Origin of the sequence: Gulosibacter massiliensis (genome assembly GCF_900626105.1) — a bacterium.
Taxonomy (GTDB): Bacteria; Actinomycetota; Actinomycetes; order Actinomycetales; family Microbacteriaceae; genus Gulosibacter; species Gulosibacter sediminis.
The window spans coordinates 335,404-355,061 of the sequence record NZ_UYZX01000001.1 but is presented as its reverse complement, the minus strand read 5'-3'; the positions used below and the strand labels follow the sequence as shown (position 1 = coordinate 355,061).

The 19,658-nt window shown below is 65.6% G+C and carries 18 protein-coding genes, 1 tRNA gene and 1 other RNA gene; 10 read left to right on the top strand and 10 right to left on the bottom strand.

The window, feature by feature from the left end:
* Nucleotides 1-82 precede the first annotated feature (82 nt).
* The 3 genes from glgP (at nt 83) to EJL01_RS01715 (ending at nt 4,460) form a co-directional block, all read left to right on the top strand.
* Complete coding sequence (gene glgP, locus EJL01_RS01725; protein ID WP_125105997.1) at nt 83-2,632, top strand: alpha-glucan family phosphorylase; 2,550 nt, start codon at nt 83-85, stop codon at nt 2,630-2,632.
* 164 nt (nt 2,633-2,796) lie between these two features.
* A complete protein-coding gene (locus tag EJL01_RS01720; RefSeq protein WP_164509688.1) occupies nt 2,797-3,300 on the top strand; it encodes a DUF3145 domain-containing protein in 504 nt (167 codons plus the stop codon).
* Between the two features lie 542 nt (nt 3,301-3,842).
* Entirely contained in the window at nt 3,843-4,460 is a 618-nt protein-coding gene (locus EJL01_RS01715; RefSeq protein WP_125105996.1) for a DUF2207 domain-containing protein, read from the top strand.
* 77 nt (nt 4,461-4,537) lie between these two features.
* Here the strand turns inward: EJL01_RS01715 and EJL01_RS01710 are convergent, their stop codons facing one another.
* The 6 genes from EJL01_RS01710 to aceE all read right to left on the bottom strand — a co-directional run bounded on the left by EJL01_RS01710 (nt 4,538) and on the right by aceE (nt 12,129).
* On the bottom strand, nt 4,538-5,791 hold the full coding sequence (locus EJL01_RS01710; RefSeq protein ID WP_125105995.1) for a beta-ketoacyl-[acyl-carrier-protein] synthase family protein: 1,254 nt from the start codon (nt 5,789-5,791) through the stop codon (nt 4,538-4,540).
* Nucleotides 5,792-5,881: 90 nt separating this feature from the next.
* Nucleotides 5,882-6,133 carry an acyl carrier protein gene (locus EJL01_RS01705; RefSeq protein ID WP_125105994.1) on the bottom strand — a complete coding sequence of 84 codons (252 nt, stop codon included), beginning with the start codon at nt 6,131-6,133 and terminating at the stop codon, nt 5,882-5,884.
* A 60-nt stretch (nt 6,134-6,193) separates the two neighbouring features.
* Complete coding sequence (locus tag EJL01_RS01700; protein WP_125105993.1) at nt 6,194-7,195, bottom strand: beta-ketoacyl-ACP synthase III; 1,002 nt, start codon at nt 7,193-7,195, stop codon at nt 6,194-6,196.
* Entirely contained in the window at nt 7,192-8,118 is a 927-nt protein-coding gene (locus EJL01_RS01695) for an ACP S-malonyltransferase (RefSeq protein WP_125105992.1), read from the bottom strand. Before EJL01_RS01695 ends, EJL01_RS01700 begins: the two co-directional genes overlap by 4 nt.
* A 51-nt stretch (nt 8,119-8,169) precedes the next feature.
* A complete protein-coding gene (locus EJL01_RS01690) occupies nt 8,170-9,381 on the bottom strand; it encodes a PucR family transcriptional regulator (RefSeq protein ID WP_125105991.1) in 1,212 nt (403 codons plus the stop codon).
* Nucleotides 9,382-9,399: 18 nt separating this feature from the next.
* Nucleotides 9,400-12,129 carry a pyruvate dehydrogenase (acetyl-transferring), homodimeric type gene (gene aceE / locus EJL01_RS01685; RefSeq protein WP_125105990.1) on the bottom strand — a complete coding sequence of 910 codons (2,730 nt, stop codon included), beginning with the start codon at nt 12,127-12,129 and terminating at the stop codon, nt 9,400-9,402.
* Nucleotides 12,130-12,293: 164 nt separating this feature from the next.
* Here aceE and EJL01_RS01680 point away from each other — a divergent pair, with 164 nt between their 5' ends.
* The 3 genes from EJL01_RS01680 to EJL01_RS13060 all read left to right on the top strand — a co-directional run bounded on the left by EJL01_RS01680 (nt 12,294) and on the right by EJL01_RS13060 (nt 13,469).
* Nucleotides 12,294-12,764, top strand: a complete 471-nt coding sequence (locus tag EJL01_RS01680; protein ID WP_164509687.1) for a redoxin domain-containing protein — start codon at nt 12,294-12,296, stop codon at nt 12,762-12,764.
* A 20-nt stretch (nt 12,765-12,784) separates the two neighbouring features.
* Nucleotides 12,785-12,858: transfer RNA gene (locus tag EJL01_RS01675), tRNA-Val, on the top strand.
* Nucleotides 12,859-12,866: 8 nt separating this feature from the next.
* Nucleotides 12,867-13,469: an aminotransferase class III-fold pyridoxal phosphate-dependent enzyme gene (locus EJL01_RS13060; RefSeq protein WP_125105988.1), complete on the top strand. Its 603-nt coding sequence runs from the start codon at nt 12,867-12,869 to the stop codon at nt 13,467-13,469.
* Here EJL01_RS13060 and EJL01_RS01665 read toward each other — a convergent pair.
* From EJL01_RS01665 to EJL01_RS01655, 3 genes are all read right to left on the bottom strand, one after another.
* Complete coding sequence (locus EJL01_RS01665) at nt 13,466-14,857, bottom strand: APC family permease (protein WP_125107355.1); 1,392 nt, start codon at nt 14,855-14,857, stop codon at nt 13,466-13,468. The genes EJL01_RS13060 and EJL01_RS01665 overlap by 4 nt on opposite strands.
* Nucleotides 14,858-15,285: 428 nt before the next feature.
* The gene (locus tag EJL01_RS01660; protein ID WP_241209070.1) at nt 15,286-15,852 is read right to left on the bottom strand and encodes an adenine phosphoribosyltransferase; all 567 of its coding nucleotides are present in this window, start codon (nt 15,850-15,852) and stop codon (nt 15,286-15,288) included.
* A gap of 2 nt (nt 15,853-15,854) precedes the next feature.
* Nucleotides 15,855-16,346, bottom strand: coding sequence for a PH domain-containing protein (locus EJL01_RS01655; RefSeq protein WP_125105987.1), 492 nt, complete (start codon nt 16,344-16,346; stop codon nt 15,855-15,857).
* A 44-nt stretch (nt 16,347-16,390) separates the two neighbouring features.
* Here EJL01_RS01655 and EJL01_RS01650 point away from each other — a divergent pair, with 44 nt between their 5' ends.
* From EJL01_RS01650 to rnpB, 4 genes are all read left to right on the top strand, one after another.
* On the top strand, nt 16,391-17,245 hold the full coding sequence (locus EJL01_RS01650; protein WP_125105986.1) for a Nif3-like dinuclear metal center hexameric protein: 855 nt from the start codon (nt 16,391-16,393) through the stop codon (nt 17,243-17,245).
* A 6-nt stretch (nt 17,246-17,251) separates the two neighbouring features.
* Entirely contained in the window at nt 17,252-17,986 is a 735-nt protein-coding gene (locus EJL01_RS01645; protein WP_125105985.1) for a zinc ribbon domain-containing protein, read from the top strand.
* Nucleotides 17,986-18,438: a reverse transcriptase-like protein gene (locus EJL01_RS01640; protein ID WP_125105984.1), complete on the top strand. Its 453-nt coding sequence runs from the start codon at nt 17,986-17,988 to the stop codon at nt 18,436-18,438. Before EJL01_RS01645 ends, EJL01_RS01640 begins: the two co-directional genes overlap by 1 nt.
* A 33-nt stretch (nt 18,439-18,471) precedes the next feature.
* Nucleotides 18,472-18,820, top strand: an RNA gene (gene rnpB, locus EJL01_RS01635) — RNase P RNA component class A.
* Nucleotides 18,821-18,829: 9 nt separating this feature from the next.
* Here rnpB and ppgK read toward each other — a convergent pair.
* A complete protein-coding gene (ppgK, locus tag EJL01_RS01630) occupies nt 18,830-19,615 on the bottom strand; it encodes a polyphosphate--glucose phosphotransferase (protein ID WP_125105983.1) in 786 nt (261 codons plus the stop codon).
* Between the last annotated feature and the right edge of the window lie 43 nt (nt 19,616-19,658).

The following is a 19,658-nucleotide window of genomic DNA, read 5'->3' as shown; positions in this document are numbered from 1 at the left end:
CAATTCTAGCGACGATCTGCCGATTGTTCGCATTCGCGAAGATTCGCTTCGCGTTCACCCGTAACTCGCTACGCTCGGATGCGTGAAGGCCTTCGATACGCTCACCGTTGCCCCCGTCCTCCCCGAAAAGCTGCAGCCGCTGCGCACGTTGGCGATGAACCTACGCTGGTCGTGGCGCGAGCAGACTCACCAGCTGTTCAAGTCGATCGACCCGCAGCTGTGGAGCGCAACCGGCCACAACCCCATCACGCTGCTCCAGCGCCTTTCGGCCGAGCGCGTCGCCGAGCTCGAGGCCGATGCCGACTTCCTGCAGCGCCTCCAGTTCGAAATCGATGAGCTTGACGGCTACCTCGGCGTCGAGCGCTGGTTCGAGCGCACCACGCGCGGCAGCGAGGATGCAGCGACGAGCATCGCGTACTTCTCGATGGAGTTCGGTGTGCACCAGTCGCTGCCCATTTATTCGGGCGGCCTCGGCGTGCTGGCGGGCGACCACCTCAAGTCGGCCTCCGACCTCGGCGTGCCGCTCATCGGCATCGGCCTGCTCTACACCTACGGCTACTTCAGCCAGTCGCTGAGCCGCGAGGGTTGGCAGCAGGAGGGCTACGAGCGCCACAACCCGGCCGATCTCGCGGTCTCACCGGTGCTCGACGAGACCGGCGAGCAGCTGCGCATTTCGGTGAACTTCCCGGACGAGCGTGAGGTGCACGCCATCGTCTGGCGCGCCGCAATCGGCCGCATCACGCTGCTGCTGCTCGACACGAACCTGCCCGAGAACCCCGAGGACTACCGGATCATCACCGATCGTCTCTACGGCGGCGACGCCGAGCACCGCATCAAGCAGGAGCTCGTGCTCGGCGTTGGCGGCGTGCGCGCGGTGCAGCGCTTCTGCGAGGTCAGCGGTCTCGCACAGCCTGATGTGTTCCACATGAACGAGGGCCACGCCGGTTTCCTCGGCATCGAGCGCATCGGCCAGCTCATCACGGCGGGCGAGTCGTTCGAGACCGCCCTCGCAACCGTGCGCGCATCCACGCTCTTCACGACACACACCCCGGTGCCCGCGGGCATCGACCGCTTCGACATGCACCTCGCACAGCGCTACCTGCAGCCACTGGCCGACGGTACGTCGCGCCTCGCGGCCGGGGCGCCCGTCGCCCGCGTACTCGAGCTCGGCGGTGAAGACGACCCGCAGCGCTTCAACATGGCGCACCTCGGTCTGCGCCTCGCGCAGTATGCGAACGGCGTTGCCAAGCTCCACGGCGCGGTCTCGCGCGAGATGTTTAAGGACCTCTACCCGAACTTCGACGTCGCCGAAGTGCCGATTACATCGATCACCAACGGCGTGCACGTACCCACCTGGACGCGCGGCCCGATCAAGTCGGTCATCAACTCGATGGCCGGCGGTCGCGACGTCGCCACCGCGGACCGCTGGGAGAACGCGGATGCGGTTGGCTCGGCCGAGCTCTGGCGCATCCGTGACGAGCTCCGGCGAGAGCTCGTCGAGCGTGCGCGTGGCCTTTCACTCGAATCATGGGAGGAGCGCGGCGCACAGGAAGCCGAGCTTGGCTGGACTAAGAACATCCTCAACCCGGATGCGCTCACGATCGGCTTTGCCCGCCGCGTCTCGACGTACAAGCGCCTCACCCTCATGCTCCAGCAGCCCGAGCGCCTCCGCCGCATCCTGCTTAGTGAGGACCGTCCCGTGCAGTTCGTGATCGCGGGTAAGGCACACCCGGCCGACATGGGCGGCAAGCAACTCCTGCAGCAGCTCGTGCAGTTCGCCGACGACGCGGGCGTGCGCGACCGCATCGTATTCATTCCCGATTACAACATCTCGCTCGGCAAGTTCCTTGTCGCGGGATCGGACATCTGGCTGAACAACCCGATCCGCCCTCAAGAGGCCTCGGGTACGTCGGGGATGAAGGCGGTCATGAACGGCTGCCTCACCATGTCGATCTCCGACGGCTGGTGGGACGAGATCGCCGACGACGAGCTCGGCTGGACGATCCCAACAGTGTCGAACGCGGATGCGCACCAACGCGACGCGTGGGAGGCACAGGCCCTCTACGACATCCTCGAGCACGAGATCGTGCCCATGTTCTACGACCGCGACAGCCAGGGCATCCCGCAGGCCTGGGTCGACAAGGTTCGCCGCTCGATGTCACAGGTCGGTCCGAAGGTGGCCGCCGAGCGCATGGTGCGCGACTACGTCGAGCAGCTCTACCTGCCAGCCGGCCGCACCGCTCGCATCGCCGCTGACCTCGACCGCAGCCGACGCTTCGCTGACTGGCAGCAGCGCGTCATCGCGGGTTGGAACGGCGTCGCGGTGACCGAGGTGCACAACGAGGTCGGCAACCCGACGGCCGGCGACGATGCGCGGATCTCGGCACAAGTCGACCTCGGCTCGCTCTTGCCCGAGGATGTTCTGGTGGAGGGCGTGGCCGGACGCGTTGGCGAGTTCGGCGAGCTTGAAAACCCGGTGCGCCTGCCGATGGTGCCGCTCGGTGAGGGCCGCTACGAGGTCGCGGTGCGCACGAACGAGACCGGTGAATTCGGCTACACCGTGCGCGTCGTGCCGAATCACGAACTGCTTCGTTCGCCCGCAGAAATGGGGCTCGTTCGATTCCCGGGATAATCGGGTTCCAACACGCCGTGCGGCTAAATCACAGGGTTGTAATTCAGCGATAAAGTCGGGCATAATTCCTGTGACGACAGTCGAATTGAATATCGGCGGTCAGCATGCCTGAGTCACGAATGGTCGTAGGGGAAGACGCACCACACGTGAAACAGGAGGACAACATGGCTGCACCAACAACTCAGGGTGTGCTCTACGTACACTCCGCACCGCGCGCGCTTTGCCAACACGTTGAGTGGGGGCTTGGCCGGGCGATCGGCGAGCCCACTAACCTGCCGTGGATTCCACAGCCGGTGATTCCGGGCTCGGTTCGTGCGGAGTTCGCGTGGCGCGGCACCCCCGGTACCGCTGCGGCAATCGCGTCGCAACTGCGCGGCTGGGAGCACCTGCGGTTCGAAGTAACCGAAGACCCGAGCGCGAACACCGACGGCGGACGCTGGATGCACACGCCCGGCCTTGGCATCTTCTTCGCGCAGGTCGACATGTCGGGCAACATGGTCGTGCCCGAAGACCGCATTCGCTACGCGATGGAGATCGCCGGCGGCAACGCGACCGAGCTCCACCGCGAACTCTCGCTCGCCCTCGGCCAGGCCTGGGACGACGAACTCGAGCCCTTCCGCACCGCCGGTGACGAGAGCCCAGTCGTCTGGATGCACCGCGTCGGCTAGCATCGGCGCGTGGACTCCAGCGATATCGTCGGCTATTTGATTCTGCTCACCGCCTAGGGAGCGGTCATGCTCGGCGTCGCCCTGTGGTCTCGGGCGGCCGCCTCCGGGCTGCCCAAGCACCGCATCGCCGAGTACGTGCCGCCCGAGGGCGACGTCGTCACGCATGGCCTCCTCACGCGTGCTGATCGCCGGCTGATTGGCGCCGCGTTCGTCGGCCTCGCGGTCAAGAGGCGAGTCCGGGTGCTCGCGCCGAGCGGAGACCGGGGCCCGGTTGCGCTCGAGGCGATGCTCGGCAATGGACTTACGACGCAAGAGCGGATGCTGCTCGACTGCCTCCGCCCACGCGCCCCACAGAGCGACAACAACGTCGCTACAGCGAGGGCCTCGCCGAACTTGGTATCGCCGCCAGCAACGGTCAGCAGCTACCCGACATCTACTTTCTCAAGGGCCGCGGGGCGGATCGCCGGTATCAGCGTCGGCAGCTCGCGCGCTACTTTGACAATGCACGCCAGTCGCTCAGGGATGCGGGCCTCGCGAAACGTATGCAAAACGGGTTTTTTCTCGCAACGCTGTCGCTGCTATTCCTGCTCAGCTTCGCCGTACTCGCGCTACTCATCCTTGGCGCTATCTTGGACGGCGCCTGGTGGTTTGTCGTGGTCGCGCCGCTATTCCTCGTCGGATATTTCTTCATTCTTTTTCTCGCCGCGCCACCAATTCTTCGCTTTACCGCCGCAGGTAAAGAATTACGTGTCAGGCTCGCCGGCCTCCGCGAATACGTTCGCCTCGGCGAACAGGAGCGACTCCGATTCACACAGACGCCGCGGACGGCGCTGCGCGACCCGGTCGGCGACCTCACGCCGGCGGGGCACGCGCTCGGACTGCCACGCGTACCGCAGGCGCCCAACGCTGTCGAGCAATTTCAGCTCGACCAGATCATCCTCACCGAAGAACTGTTGCCGTACGCCGTGCTCTTCGGCCAGGAACGTCAATGGGCGAATGAGTTCGCGCACTTCGACGCCGCCGGCATCCGCGCCCAGAACCTCGAGGCCGTCAGCACCACGATGGAGGGCATCGTCATCGTGATGGAGGTGCTCTCGATTATCGGGCAGGTTCTGCGCGTGATCGGAACGATCGCCTCCTTCGCTGGGCGAGCCGACTAGGCGCGAGCTGCGGCGCACGCAGGCAAGAAAACGACGGATGGCCGGGGCCCCGGCCATCCGTCAATGTGGGTGGTGCGTTACGCGTACTTGCGCAGCGCAAGCACGGCGTTGTGGCCGCCGAAACCAAACGACGTCGAGATAGCGAGCGCGCCGGGGGTGAGCGCAACCTCGCGAGCCGAGGTGACCACGTCAAGCGGGATCTCCTCGTCGAGGTTCTCGATGTTGATCGTCGGAGGCAGCACGTTGTTGTGCAATGCGAGCGCCGTGAACATCGCCTCGATCGCACCGGCGCCACCGAGCAGGTGACCGGTCGAGCCCTTCGTCGCCGAAACCGGCACCGAGTGAATGTGGTCGCCAAGCACGCGCTTGAACGCGTTGTACTCGGCGATGTCTCCCACCGGGGTCGAGGTAGCGTGCGCGTTGATGTGCACGACGTCCTCGGGCGATGCGCCGGCGATCTTGAGTGCCTCCTCGACGGCTCGGGCAGCGCCCTCCCCCTCGGGCTCGGGTGCCGTGATGTGGTAGGCGTCGGCCGTCACGCCGCCGCCCGCGACCTCGGCGTAGATCTTCGCTCCACGGGCGAGCGCGTGCTCTTCGGTCTCGAGTACGAGCGCGGCCGCGCCCTCGCCGAGCACGAAGCCGTCGCGGTCGCGGTCGTACGGCCGCGAAGCGTGCTCCGGGTCGTCGTTACGCTTCGACAGCGCCTGCATCGCGGCAAACGCGGCGATCGGCAGCGGGTGCACCGCCGCCTCCGAACCGCCCGCGATGACCACGTCAGCAAGGCCGGCCTGCAGGTGGTCGTACGCGTTGATGACCGACTCGGTGCTCGAGGCACAAGCCGACACGACGGTGCGGATGCCGGCGCGGGCTTCGAGGTCCATACCGATCGCGGCCCCGGGCCCGTTCGGCATGAGCATGGGAACAGTCAGTGGGAGCACTCGGCGGGCACCGCGCTCACGCAAGGTGTCCCAGGCGTCGAGCAGGGTCCAGACGCCACCGATGCCGGTGGCCCAGTCGACGAGGAACCGCTGCGGCTCGATCGCGCCCTTCTCAAGACCCGCGTCGGCGAAGGCCTCGCGGCCCGCGATGAGCGCGTATTGGCTCGACGGGTCTAGCCGTTTGGCCTGCACGCGACCAAGGATCTCACTCGGAGATTCCTTGACCGTCGCAGCAAACTTCACCGGCAGGTCGATCTCGTACTTCTGCGTGGTCTCGGCGGGCAACGTACGTGCGCCGGACTCGCCGCGCAGCAGTGCCTCCCAGGTGCCGGGTGCATCCGTTGCCAGCGGCGTGAACGCACCGATACCCGTGATCACGATCTTTTTCGTCATGAACGTAGCTTTTCCTCGAGGGGACAGGGCCAGTGGGGGTGAAACGAACCGTGGTGGCCGCAAACAGCTCGGGCGGCCACCACGGGCTCGCTAGGCGTCCTGGGCCTTGGCGATGAAGTCGACCGCGTCCTGCACGGTCTTGAGGTTCTCGACCTCGGCGTCGGGAATCTCGACGTCGAACTTCGACTCGGCGTTGACGACGATCGTCATCATCGAGATCGAGTCAATGTCGAGGTCGTCGGTGAACGACTTGTCGCCGGTCACGGTGTCAGCCGCAATGCCGGTTTCTTCGTTCACGAGCTCGGCGAGGCCGGCCAGGATCTCTTCGTTCGAAAGTGCCATGGTGTTCTCCTTGTTATGGGTGGTTGGTTTGATTGGGGGTCGGTGAGAGCTGGGGGCCCGTTAGGGCAGTCGAACGACCTGCGCCGCATAAGCGAGGCCGGCGCCGAAGCCGATCTGCAGTGCGAGCCCACCCGACAGCTCGGGGTGCTCTTCGAGCAGACGGTGCGTCGCGAGCGGAATTGATGCCGCCGAGGTGTTGCCCATCGTCTCGATATCGCGAGCGATCGCCACGGTCTCGGGCACGCCGAGCTGCTTCGCGAACTCGTCGACGATGCGCATGTTCGCCTGGTGTGGGATGAACGCGGCGAGGTCATCGACCGTCACGCCAGCGCGATCAAGCGCTTCGCGCGCCGCCTTCGCCATCTCCCACACAGCCCAGCGGAACACGGATTTGCCGTCCTGGCGGAGCGTGGGCCACTCGGCCTCGCCGCGACGGTAGTCCTGCAGCGGGCTGCTCATCGAAACCGCGTCCCACTTGCTGCCGTCGGAACCGATGACTGACTCGGCAATGCCTGGCTCGTCGGACGGACCAATGAGCGCCGCGCCCGCACCGTCGCCGAGCAGAAAGGAGATGGAACGATCGGTGGGGGAGATGACGTCCGACAGCTTCTCGGCGCCGACCACCAGTACGTACTCGGCGACACCGGCACGGATGAGGGCGTCGGCCTGAGTGACCGCGTAGCAGTACCCGGCGCAGCCGGCCGAAATGTCGTACGCCGCGGCGGGCGTGGCGCCGAGGCCGTCAGCGACGCGAGTGGCGGCGGCCGGCGTCTGCATCACGTTGGTGACCGTGGCGACGATGACGGCGCCGATCTGGCTCGGCTCAATGCCCGCCTTCTCGATGGCCTCCTGGCCCGCGCGAATGCCCATGTCGATGACATTGACGTCGTCAGTGGCGCGCTGGCGCGAAATAATACCCGTGCGCTGGCGGATCCACTCGTCAGACGAGTTGATCGGCCCAGCGATGTCGTCGTTCGTGACCGTCAGTTCGCCGCGGTAGGCGCCGATGCTGTGAATACGGGTGAACTGGGGGCCAGTTGCCTGGTGGAGTTTCGGGCTCATGCTGCATCCTCTGCGGCCAGTGCGGCAACTACCGCGTCAATGTCTTCGGGAACGTTCACGGCGATGCCGTTCGTGCCCTTCATGCCACGCTTCGCGAGCCCGACGAGCGTGCCCGCGGGTGCGGCCTCGACGAGCGTCGTGTGCCCGGCCTCCACAAACGCGGCCATGCAGGCGTCCCAATGAACGGGGCGGTTCACCTGGTCGATAAGCAACTCAAGGTAGCGGCTGCCCGAGTCGACTCGGGTGCCGTCATAGTTCGTGTAGAGACCAAGCTTCGGGTCGTTCACCGCGAATCCGCCGGCCGACGCAGCAAGCTGCTCGTGTGCATCCGCCATGTAGCGAGTGTGGAACGCGCCGGCGACCTTGAGCGGAATCACGCGGGTGCCCTTGGCGGGCTCGGCGCGAAGCTGCTCGAGCGCATCCGGGTCGCCTGCGGCGACGATCTGTCCGGCACCGTTGAAGTTGGCTGGTTCGAGTTCGAGCTCGGCGAGGCGTGCGAGCACCTCGTCTTCGCTGCCGCCGAGGACGGCGGACATGCCCGTAGTCTGCTTCGCGGCGTCCTCGGCCATGAGCGTCGCGCGTCGCGACACGAACGCGAGCGCGGTGGCTGCGTCAAACACCCCGGCGGCGTACGCCGCGGCGATCTCGCCCACCGAGTGGCCCGCCACCTCGACACCCGAGAGGTCGGCGCCCGACGCGACCAGGGCATCCCAGGTCAGGATGCCGGCGGCAACAATGAGCGGCTGCGCGATCGCGGTGTCGCGGATCGTCTCGGAGTCCGACTCGGTGCCGTGGCGAACGAGGTCAACGCCAACCGCGTCGCTGAGCTGCGCCAGCGTGTCTCGGCGTTCGGGCGTCGCGAGCCACGGGCCAAGAAAGCCGGGCTTCTGCGACCCCTGACCGGGGAAGGTAATGATGGTCATGTATCTGCGTTTCTTCGGGTGGTCAATTGCGGGAAGTGGCTGCGAACCACGCTAGCGGGAACGCTTTGTCGGCTTCGGGGTGACGCGCCCGTCATAGGAGTTTGAATCGGCGATGCGGCCGAGGATCAGGGCGGACTGCAGGATTACGGCCTCGCGCGCGCCGGTCGCGTCCCACCCAATGACCTCGCTGATGCGCTTGAGGCGGTACCGAACGGTGTTCGGATGCACGAACAGCTCGCGCGCGGTGGCCTCGAGTGAGCGGCCGTTGTCGAGGTAGCACCAGAGGGTCGTGAGCAGGTCGGACTGGTGGTCGGCGAGCGGCAGGTAGACACGCTGCACGAGCGCCTGCCGCGCGAGGGGGTCACCCGCGAGGGCGCGCTCGGGCAGTAGATCGTCGGCAAGGATGGGCCGATCGGTCCGCCGGTACGCGCCGGCCACCGAGAAAGCCGCCAGCGCGGCGCGGGCGCTCATCGCGGCCTTGACCACGTTCGGCACCTCGGGCCCAAGTACGAGGCGACCCTCGCCGAACCCGCCCTCGAGCAGCTGTGATACCTCGAGAAAGCTGATCGGCGGCCCCTCAAACTCGTCGCTCGGCTTAGCGCGCCCAATAACGAGCACGAGGCGGTTGCCCTGCACACCGACCAGGAGGTCGGTCTGGTTGTGGCGGGCCGTGCGGCGCAGTTGGTCGACCTCGAGGACCTTCGGGGTCGTGCCGACGAGCACCGCCACCTCGCCATGGCCGCTCCAGCCGAGGGCGGCAATGCGGCTCGGGAGCTCGGAGTCATGCTCGCCCGTGAGGATCGAGTCGACGACAAGCGCCTCGAGGCGCGCATCCCAGAGCCCACGCTGTTCGGCCGCGCGTGCGTAGACCTCGGCCGCGGCGAAGGCCATGTCGCGCGAATACCGCAACACGCCCTCGCGGATCTCGGGCGAGGCGTTGGCAACTCGCTCTTCAAAGACGTCGACGACGACGTGGATGAGCTGCAGCGTTTGCTGCAGGCTCACCGAACGCAGGAGTTCGCGCGGGGCCGTGTCGAACACGTCCCGCGCGACCCACGGCGCCCCGCCGTCGTCTTCGAACCACGACACGATCGCGGCGATGCCCGACTGCGCCACCATGCCGACCGCACTGCGGCGGCCGGGCGGCATGTCAGAGAACCAGGGAAGCGTGAGCTCCATCCGGCGCAGCACCGTCGTGGCAAGGTCGCCCGTGATGCTGCGCAGCCAGGCAATCTCCCGATCTTTGTCGAACTTCGGCGTCATTGGTCGCGGGTGCGCTTCCTAGGCGTCGCCACCCGCCGAGCCGGACTCGCCGGCCGCCGGGTTGTTGAGGTCGTAACGGTCGATGGCCGTCTGCACGACGCTCGCGTCGACCTCACCGCGGCGGGCGAGCTCCGAGAGCGTGCGGACGACGATCGAGTGCGCGTCGATCTTGTAGAAGCGGCGGGCGGCGGCGCGGGTATCCGAGATACCGAAGCCGTCGGCGCCGAGGGTCGCGTAGTCACCGGGGATGAACTCGCGCACCATGTCGGGCAGCTGGTGGTTGAAGTCGCTCACGCCGAGGAACACGCCCTCGGAGTTCTGCAGCTTGTCGCGAAGGTACGGCACGCGAGCTTCCTCGGACGGCTTGGTCCAGTTGTGCTCGCTCGCCTCGAGGCCGTCGCGGCGCAGCTCCTGCCAGCTCGTGACCGACCAGACGTGGGCACGAACGCCCCACTCCTCGGCGAGAATCTGCTGTGCGTGCAGTGCCCACGGCACCGCCACGCCCGAGGCAAGCAGCTGCGCCTGCGGGCCCTGCTCAAGCTCGGGAGCGCGCAGGTAGTAAATGCCCTTCACGACGCCGTCGACGTCGAGGTTCTCAGGCTCGGCCGGCTGTGCCATCGGCTCGTTGTACATCGTGATGTAGTACATGACGTCGGGGTCCGGGTGGTTTCCGCCATACATGCGCTCGATACCGGCGCGCATGATGTGGCCGATCTCGTAGACGTAGGCAGGGTCGTATGACACGACGGCCGGGTTGGTGCTCGCGATGATGTGCGAGTGACCGTCCATGTGCTGCAGACCCTCACCCGTCAGGGTGGTACGGCCAGCCGTGGCACCGAGGATGAAGCCGCGGGCGAGCGAGTCGCCTGCGGCCCAGAAGCCGTCGCCCGTGCGCTGGAAGCCGAACATCGAGTAGAAGATGTACATCGGCACCATGAGTTCGCCGTGCACCGAATGCGAGGTGCCCACGGCGGTCATCGATGCGACCGCTCCAGCCTCGTTGATGCCGACGTGCATGAGCTGGCCCTGCGGCGACTCGCGGTAGGCGAGTAGCAGTTCGCGGTCAACCGCGGTGTACTGCTGGCCGTGCGGGTTGTAGATCTTCGCGGTCGGGAAGAACGCGTCGAGGCCGAAGGTGCGGGCTTCGTCGGGAATGATCGGCACGATGCGCTTGCCGAACTCGCCCGAACGCATGAGGTCCTTGAGCAGGCGCACGAAGCCCATGGTCGTCGCGACCGGCTGGTTGCCCGAGCCCTTTTTCGCGATGGCGTAGGTCTTCTCCTCGGGGAGGTCGATCTGCGTGTACTTCGAGCGACGCTCGGGCACGAAGCCACCGAGTTCGCGGCGACGCTCCAGCATGTACTGCAGGGCCGGGTCGGAGTCGTCCGGCTTGTAGTAGGGGATGCTGTAGAGGTCGGCCTCAAGGTCCTTGTCGGCGATCGGAATCTGCAGCGTGTCGCGGAACTTCTTGAGGTCGGCGAGCGTGAGCTTCTTCATCTGGTGGGTCGCGTTGCGGCCCTCGAAGTGCGTGCCGAGACCGTAGCCCTTGACCGTGTGCGCGAGGATGACGGTCGGCTGGCCCTTGTGCTCGAGCGCAGCCTTGTATGCGGCGTATACCTTGCGGTAGTCGTGGCCGCCGCGCTTGAGGCCCCAGATGTCGTCGTCGCTGAGGTTTTCGACGAGCTTGAGGGCTTCGGGGTCGCGGCCGAAGAAATTGTCGCGGACGTACTTGCCCGATTCAGCCTTGTAGGTCTGGAAGTCGCCGTCGGGGGTTTCGTTCATCAGGCGAAGGAGCGCGCCCTCGCTGTCGCGGGCGAGGAGGTGGTCCCACTCGCGGCCCCACACGACCTTAATGACGTTCCAGCCGGCACCACGGAAGTACGACTCGAGCTCCTGCACGATCTTGCCGTTACCGCGCACGGGGCCGTCGAGGCGCTGCAGGTTGCAGTTGACGACGAAGGTGAGGTTGTCGAGCTCGTAGTTCGCCGCGATCTGCAGCTGGCCACGCGACTCGGGCTCATCCATCTCGCCGTCGCCGAGGAAGGCCCACACGTGCGAGCCCGAGGCGTCCTTGATGCCACGGTTGGTGAGGTACTTGTTGTACTGCGCCTGCCAGATCGCGTTCATCGGGCCGAGACCCATCGACACCGTCGGGAACTGCCAGAAGTCCGGCATGAGGCGCGGGTGCGGGTACGAGCTCAGACCGTTCGGGGCCTTCGAGGCCTCCTGACGGAAACTGTTGAGGTTGTCTTCCGTGAGGCGACCCTCGAGGTAGGCCCGCGCGTAGTTACCGGGCGCCGCGTGGCCCTGAAAGTACACCTGGTCGGGGCCGGCCGGGTGGTCGTAGCTCTTGAAGAAGTGGTTGAGACCGACCTCGTAGAGGGTCGACTGCGCCGCGTACGACGAGATGTGACCGCCAACGCCGATGTGTGCCTTCTGCGAGTTCTGCACCGTGATTGCCGCGTTCCAGCGGATCCAGCGGCGGTAGGTGCGCTCAATCGACTCATCGCCAGGGAACTCCGGCTCATCTTCCGGCGCGATCGTATTGATGTAGTCCGTCACCGGGTGCATCGGCACGCCCAGGTGCTGTTCGCGCGAGCGCTGGAGCAGCGCCAGCATGACTTCGCGGGCACGCTGGTGGCCCCGTTCGCCAATGACCGCGTCGAGAGATTCTTTCCATTCCGCAGTTTCCTGCGGATCGGTGTCGACGTAGTCCTCGGAATACGGGTCGGAGATGTGGAGTGCCACGTTGGCCTCTTTCGTTGTCAGGAAGCGCGGTGCTAGACGCCGCATCGGGTTGCGATGTTGCGCCACCTCAACAGCCTAGCGACTTCCGACAATGAATTTGTGCGCTTGATTGATGATTCGTCCAGTTCAGATCATGTGCAGTATGTGCTGCCACGCTGTGCTGCGTGGAACCGACTTTTACTGTTTCGGGCGACCAGCCGGTCACCGCGCCGACGCACCGCGGTGACCGTGTCACCGTGCTCGGGCCGGGCTCGCCTCGCCTCCTCGTCTTTATTCCGGGCGCCTTCACGCCGCTGTGCTCGGGCGAAATTCGTGAGCTCGGCGAGCTCGCTGTCCGGGCAGAGCAACTCGGCGTGCAGGTCTATGCCGTCTCGTGCGATAGCCCCGCGACGCTTGCCGCGTGGCTGGCGGCGGAAGACGCATCCGGCCGAATCATCGGCGTGTCGGACCACTGGCCGCACGGCTCGTTGGCGTCGATGCTCGGCTCGTTCGACGAGCACGCCGGCATGGCACTGCGGCGCAGCTGGGCAATTCGCTCCGATGGCACGCGCGTGCTCGTGGCCGGCACGGCGGCGGGGGAATCGCGCGAACTGCACGACCACCTGCGCGGCATTGAATGGGCAGGCGCAGAGTAGCCGCTATAGTTAATCGCTGCGGGCCTGTAGCTCAGTTGGTTAGAGCATCTGGTTTACACCCAGAGGGTCGGGGGTTCGAGTCCCTCCGGGCCCACGTAAGAAATTGAGGAAGCAAGACCTTGGCATACGAGGCCTTGCTTCCTGTCGTTTCCCACACGATTCGCACCGAAGCACCTGAATTGCGACCGACTCACCGCCGAATCACCGCGGTCCCAACTTCGACCGTTTGCATATCGCCTTCTCCTCACCCACGGCAACCACTTCTGGGGCGCCGAGGTTGCCGGCGCCTGCCCCGACATCATCACGGTCGCCAAGGCCTCGGGCAACGGCTTCCCGCCCGGTGCGGTCGGCTCCGCGGTACTCGACCTCCTCGATGAGGAGCGCGTCATGGAGCGCGCCGTCCGGGCCGGCACCCGCTTCACCGAGCTGATGCAGGAGCTGCAGGCACGCCACGTTTGGATCGGCGCGGTGCACGGCAGTGGGCTCTACCACGGCGTCGAGCTCGTTCGTGACCGCGAGCCCCTCGAGCCAACAACCGAAGAGACCGCACTAGTGTGCGAACGGATGCTGCACCACGGCATCATCGTGCAGCCTGCGAGCGAGCGGCAGAACGTGCTCAAGTTCAAACCGCCCACCACCATCACAGAGTTCGACGTCGAGGCAGTTGCTCGGGCACTCGACGTCGAACTTGCGCTATTGGGTTAGTTACGGGGCGACGATCCGTCGGTGACAGGCTCGAGCTCGCCGTCGTCGTCGCCGACACCCTCGGGAATCTTGTTGAACCCGGTGACTGGCTGGTTCTCGTCGAACGCGACGACCTTCTTACGGAAGCCGCGGGTAATCACCGCGAGATAGATGAGGCCGAGCGCCAGCCAGATGCCACCGCCGATCAACGCCTCAAGGTGGAGGTTCAGCCAGAGCAGCACGGTCAGCGCGAGACCGATGCCCGGCATGACGATGTATTTGAAGATGTCGCCGGGGGTCTTGCGCAACCCCTTGCGCCACGCGAAGTAGGCAATCACCGAGGCGTTCACGAAGCTAAAGGCAATGAGCGCGCCAAAGTTGATGAAGGCCGAAATGAGTTCGAGCGAAAACTCAATCGCCAACAGCGAGACGATACCGACGAGCACGACGTTGAACACGGGGGTGTGGCTCTTCGCGTTGATGCGACCGAACCACTTGCGGGGGAACACGTTGTTGCGCCCCATGACCAGCAGCATGCGCGACACCGAGGCGTGTGAGGCGAGGCCCGACGCGAGCGTCGCGGTGAAGCCCGCGGCGACGAAGATGATCTGGAAGACCTGGCCCCCGATGATGAGACCGATTTGGGGGAGCGGGTCGTCGGTGAACTCACCGAACGGGGTGTTGTCGGGGAACCGCAGCTGCGCGAAGTAGCTCGCGACGAAGAAGATTGCGCCACCGATAATCACGGTGAGCAGAATCGCGCGCGGCATCGTCTTCGAGTCCCGAGCTTCCTCGGCGTACATCGTGATCGCGTCGAAGCCGATGAAGCTAAAGCAGACCACCGTCGCGGCCATGAGCAGCGACTGCGAGTCGAGTCCCTCGTGCACGAATGGCCGGCTGCTGACCAACGTGCCCATGCCCTCTCCGCTGAGGACCTGCTGAATGACGAGGCCGATGAAGACGAGGATCACGATGACCGCAAAGATCAGCAGCAGCGCGTTGAAGTTCGAGGTGCCGCGCATGCTCGTGGCGACGAGCGCCGTCACGCCGATGCAGTAGAGCACCACCCAGATCCACGCGGGAACGTCGGGGAACATCTGCTCCATGTAGAGGCGGATGATGAGCGCGTTGACCATCGGCAGCAGCAAATAGTCGAGCAGTGAGGTCCAACCAACCATGAAGCCGAGGTTGGGGTGCATCGATTCACGCACATAGGTGTAGGCCGAGCCGGCGCTCGGAATGGCGCCAGCCATCTTGCCGTAGCTGATAGCGGTAAAGACCATCACGATGAGGGCTACGAGGTAGGCCATGGGCACGGTGCCGTCGGTGATGTCGGAGACGATACCGAAGGTGTCGAATACGACAGTGGGGGTCATGTACCCGAGGCCGAGGCCGACGATGGCCCACATCCCCAGGTTGCGACGCAAGGTTCCTTGTTGTTGAACAGCGGTCATAGGCGGATCCTTTTAGCAGGGACTCTGGGAGTCAGGAGCATCTCCGCGAACAGACGGATTGCCAGAACTCTAATGGAGGTTTGGCCACACTAGGACGGTTAAGAACGATATTTGTACGTATAAAAATGATCGACGCTATGCAGCAATTCGACAGAACGCGACCAGACGACAAGGTTTGACCTTTGCCGCCGTCTGCAGCGTCGAAACGTCAACGTCAGGAACACTCGACACTCATCACCGTGACGGTGATCTCGCGCTCGCCGTCGGAGAAGACGAGGAAGATGTTCGGTGGGAAATCGTCGGTTTGGATGCGGAGCGCCTAGCCGCGATCGCCGAGCTGGTGCGGGCTGCCCGAGCCGCCGCCCGAGGTCCGCAGAACCGGGCTAAAACACCTTGACGGCATGCAGCGACTCACCCTTGAGGCGGGAGCGGCCCGCGAGGTCCGCCAGCTCGATCAACGCGCCCACGCCTGCGACCACAAAGCCGAGGTCTCGCACAAGCTCACAGCTCGCCGCGAGCGTGCCGCCGGTCGCGAGCACGTCATCCAGAATCAAGACTCGGGTGCCGGGCGCGACATCGCGCTGCATCTCGATCGTGGCCGAGCCGTACTCGAGGTCATATGAACGGGATGCCGCGGGCGCGGGCAGCTTCCCGGCCTTGCGAATCGGCACGAGACCGCAGCCGACTCGCGCCGCGACGGCGCCGGCGATCAGAAATCCTCGTGCCTCGACACCCGCGACGACGTCATACGTGCCGTTAAACGGCGCCACGAGGGCACGCAGCGAGACGTCGAAGGCCTCGGGTTGCGCAAACAGCGGCAGCACGTCGCGGAAGAGCACTCCCGGTTCGGGGTAGTCGGGGATGCTGCCCACGTGCGCCAGCGCATCCGCAAGTTCAGCCGGTGTGGGGGCGGTGACGTGCTGAGGTGTCACCAGGTTCGTCTGCTCCACGCCTACTCCCCTTGGCCGATGCGGTGGAGCAGTTCGGTCATGCGCACGTGCACCTGCTCGATATTCGGGATGTCGTCGAGGCGCAGCGGATTGTCAGCCGAAGTCTCGAGTACGAGTGTGCCACAGCGGAAGATGCGATCGACAAATGACCGCTCGTACGCGACATTCGAGATACCGCGCAGCGGGATATCGTGGCCGCGCTTGTTGAAGATGCCGGTGCGGGTAATCACGCGACGGTCCGTGATCGTGTAGGTCGTGGTGAGCCACTTCAGCCACGGCACGAGCGCGACGGGAATGAGCACCACGACGCAGACACCCCAGATGACGTAGCTGCCGATCGGCTGCGCGTCCGGCGGCAGCAAGATCGTGCCGACGATGGCGGCGACCAGCACGAGTAGCCCGAGTAGCAACCAGCCCAAGATGCGCTTGATGTGGGTTCGAAGATGGAAGACGACGTGCTCATTTTCACCGAGCAGGCGTTGCGGGATTCCCATGTCGTCAGCGTACTCGCCGGGACCGCCGACGCTACGCTCGACACATGACGAGCTTGCGCCAATTGCAGTCCACCCTTGACGCGCTATTTCCCGAGACGGATGCCGAGCCGTGGGATGCGGTTGGCCCGGCAGCCGGCGATCCCGACGCCGAGGTAACGCGAGTGCTGCTCGCGGTCGACCCAGTTTCGGCAACCGTGGACGAGGCGCTCGAGTTTGGCGCGCAACTGCTGGTGACGCACCATCCGCTGGTACTGCGCGGCATTACAACCCTGCGCGAGGACCGTTACAAGGGTGCGCTACTCGCCCGACTCATTCGAGAGGGCTGTGCCCTGCACACCGCGCACACCAACGCCGATATCGTTGAGACGGGCCCGACCGGCACGATCTTCGATCGCCTCGGCGTCAATGCCAACAGCCGCCGGCCGATCGAGCCGCTCGCGAGCCGCCCGGAACGCGGCATCGGCCTCATCGGGGAGTTCGCCGAGTCCATCACCCTGCGCGAATTCGCCGAGCGTGTCGCGCGCATCATGCCGCCGACGGCAGGGGGAGTGCGCGTCGCTGGCGATCCGAAGCAACCGATTCGCCGCGTCGCCTGCTGCTCAGGCGCGGGCGATAGCCTGCTCGCGCACCCGCTCGTTACGAGCGCCGACGTCTACCTCACGTCGGACCTGCGCCATCACCCGGCTTCCGAGGCTCGCGAGCAATCGCTGCTCGGCGGGGGACCCGCGCTCGTCGATGTCGCCCACTTCGCAAGCGAATGGCTCTGGCTCGACGGGTTGGCCGACCGCCTTCGTGCCGCGCATCCCGAACTCGAAGTGCGTGTTTCGACCCGCAACACGGATCCGTGGACGTGGCATATCCCGCAGCGCACGACATCCGCTTCAAGTCAGGGACAATAGAGAACTATGAAGGCCTCACAACAGCACCAGCTGCGCCTGCTCGAATTGGCCAATCTCGATGCCAAACGGGGCCGGCTCCAGCACACCGCCAAGCACATTCCCGAACAGCTCAGCCTCGAAAAGATTGAGGGCGAACGCCGCGCGCGCCGGGCCGCCGCGGCCCAGGCCCTCGGCGAACTCGAGGATGCGCAGGCACAGCTGCGCCGTGTCGAGTCCGACGTACAGACCGTCGTGCAGCGCCAGCACGCCGACGAGGCCCGCCTTGCGACCGCGACCACGAGCAAAGAGATCACAGCGTTCGAGACAGAGATCGCCGCGCTGAAGCGTCGCCGCGACCGCCTCGAGGGCGAGCAACTCGAACTCGAGGAGCAGGTCGAGTCACTCACCGCGACGTACGAGGCCCGGCACGATGAGATGCGCACCCTCGAGGCCGAGGCGAGCGACCTCCTCGAGCGGCGCGACCTGGCCCGAGTCAACTTGCAGGTCGAGGCGAAGGAGCTGGGCACGGCGCGTCGCCTGCTGCTTGGCGGCATCCCGGCAGAGCTCGTCGCGCTCTACGAAGAAGTGCGCGGCAAGGTCGGCATCGGCGCTGCCGAGCTCGTGGGTAACGTCTCGATGGCCTCGAACGAGACCCTCGAGGTCGTGGACATGGCGAACGTGCGTCGCGCGACCGCCGACGAGGTGCTGTTCTGCCCCATGACCGGCGCGATTCTCGTGCGTACCGAGCGGTCGGACGTCTGATGCCGCGCAACCTCGTCGTTGAGGCCGACGGCGGATCTCGCGGCAACCCCGGGCCGGGCGGTTCAGGGTCGGTCATCATCGATGCCGACACCGGCGAGATCCTCGAAACCATCTCGCGCTCGCTCGGCGTCTGCACCAACAACGTCGCCGAGTACACGGGCCTCGTGCTCGGGCTCGAAGCGGCCTACCGCATCGACCCGCAGGCACAGGTCGAGGTGCGGATGGACTCGAAGCTTGTCGTCGAGCAGATGTCTGGCCGCTGGAAGATCAAGCACCCCGACATGCAGAAGCTCGCTGCAATCGCGCGCGACCTCATCGGCTCACGGCAGGTTCGCTTCACGTGGGTACCCCGCGCGCAGAACTCCCGGGCGGATGCGGCGGCGAACGCCGCGATGGACCACCCCGCCGAGTACCAGGGCCCGAATCCCCTCGCGGGCGACTCGCTGTTCTGAGCCATGCGCCGCACGCTAGAATAGTGGGATGAGTGGGCCGGCCAGACGGTCACGTGCCGCATCACGCGGTCCGAGGAACGTCCGGGCTCCACAGAGCAGGACGGTGGGTAACGCCCACCCGGGGTAACCCGCGAGACAGTGCCACAGAAAGCAAACCGCCCGCAAGGGTAAGGGTGAAAGGGTGGGGTAAGAGCCCACCGGGGGAGCGGTGACGTTCCTCGCACGGTAAACCTCGTCCGGAGCAAGGCCAACAGGAAACGTCGACGCGGCTCGCCGAGTTTCCGGGTGTGCTGCTAGAGCGACGTGGTAACGCGCCGCCGAGATAGATGGCCGTCGGGGAGTTCGCTCCTCACAGAACCCGGCGTACCGGCCGACCCACTCAACTTCTTGGCTAGTCCCAGCCCTCCTGGGCGAGCAGGGCGGCGCCAACGATACCCGCGTTGTTCGTCAGTTCGGCCGCGTCGATGCGAGTCGCGATCGAAATGTGCGGCAGGAAGTCGGCCGCCTGCTTCGAGATACCGCCCGAGACGATGAACAAGTCTGGCGAGAACAGCTGCTCGAGCTTGGCGAAGTACGGCGTCAGCCGATCAGTCGCCCACTCCTCGAGTGGTACGTTTTCGCGCTCACGTACCTTGGCCGAAGCGAACTTCTCGTAGTCGTCGTGACCGTCGACCGAAAGGTGGCCGAGCTCAGTGTTCGGCACCAGCTTTCCGTTGTGGATCAGCGCAGAACCGATACCAGTGCCGAGCGTGATGACAAGCAGCGAGCCCCGCGAGTCCTTCGCATGGCCGAACTTCGCCTCACCGTAGCCTGCAGCATCCGCGTCGTTGACGAGCGACACCGGCTGGCCGAGGTGCTCCGAGAATGCCGTCGCCGCGTCGAAGCCGATCCACTCGTCGGCGATGTTGGCCGCCGAGTAGGCGACGCCACGGCGCACCACCGACGGCATACACATGCCGATGTGGTAGTGATCGTCGTTTGCCTCGTCCTGCGCGAGGATCTTGTCGCGCAATTCCGCCACGGCCGACAGCACGGCATCGATCGGGGCGCCCTCAGGGGTCTTCACCTTCTGTCGTTCGCCAACGAGCTTGCCCTCATTAAGGTTGACGAGGGCGCCCTTGATGCCGGTGCCGCCAATGTCGATGCCGATTGCGACCGGCGCGTGCTTCTTTGCCATGAGGAATAGCCTACGCAGAGTTCGACACGCGAACGCCGTATTT

Bases quoted from the DNA above. Each gene is read 5' to 3' on its own strand.
- EJL01_RS01720 (WP_164509688.1), top strand. From the start codon at position 2,797: ATGGCTGCACCAACAACTCAGGGTGTGCTCTACGTACACTCCGCACCG.
- EJL01_RS01715 (WP_125105996.1), top strand. From the start codon at position 3,843: ATGCAAAACGGGTTTTTTCTCGCAACGCTGTCGCTGCTATTCCTGCTC.
- EJL01_RS01710 (WP_125105995.1), bottom strand. From the start codon at position 5,791: ATGACGAAAAAGATCGTGATCACGGGTATCGGTGCGTTCACGCCGCTG.
- EJL01_RS01705 (WP_125105994.1), bottom strand. From the start codon at position 6,133: ATGGCACTTTCGAACGAAGAGATCCTGGCCGGCCTCGCCGAGCTCGTG.
- EJL01_RS01700 (WP_125105993.1), bottom strand. From the start codon at position 7,195: ATGAGCCCGAAACTCCACCAGGCAACTGGCCCCCAGTTCACCCGTATT.
- EJL01_RS01695 (WP_125105992.1), bottom strand. From the start codon at position 8,118: ATGACCATCATTACCTTCCCCGGTCAGGGGTCGCAGAAGCCCGGCTTT.
- EJL01_RS01690 (WP_125105991.1), bottom strand. From the start codon at position 9,381: ATGACGCCGAAGTTCGACAAAGATCGGGAGATTGCCTGGCTGCGCAGC.
- EJL01_RS01665 (WP_125107355.1), bottom strand. From the start codon at position 14,857: ATGTGGGCCATCGTCGGCCTCGGCCTCGGGTACATGACCCCCACTGTC.
- EJL01_RS01655 (WP_125105987.1), bottom strand. From the start codon at position 16,346: ATGGGAATCCCGCAACGCCTGCTCGGTGAAAATGAGCACGTCGTCTTC.
- EJL01_RS01650 (WP_125105986.1), top strand. From the start codon at position 16,391: ATGACGAGCTTGCGCCAATTGCAGTCCACCCTTGACGCGCTATTTCCC.
- EJL01_RS01645 (WP_125105985.1), top strand. From the start codon at position 17,252: ATGAAGGCCTCACAACAGCACCAGCTGCGCCTGCTCGAATTGGCCAAT.
- EJL01_RS01640 (WP_125105984.1), top strand. From the start codon at position 17,986: ATGCCGCGCAACCTCGTCGTTGAGGCCGACGGCGGATCTCGCGGCAAC.
- ppgK (WP_125105983.1), bottom strand. From the start codon at position 19,615: ATGGCAAAGAAGCACGCGCCGGTCGCAATCGGCATCGACATTGGCGGC.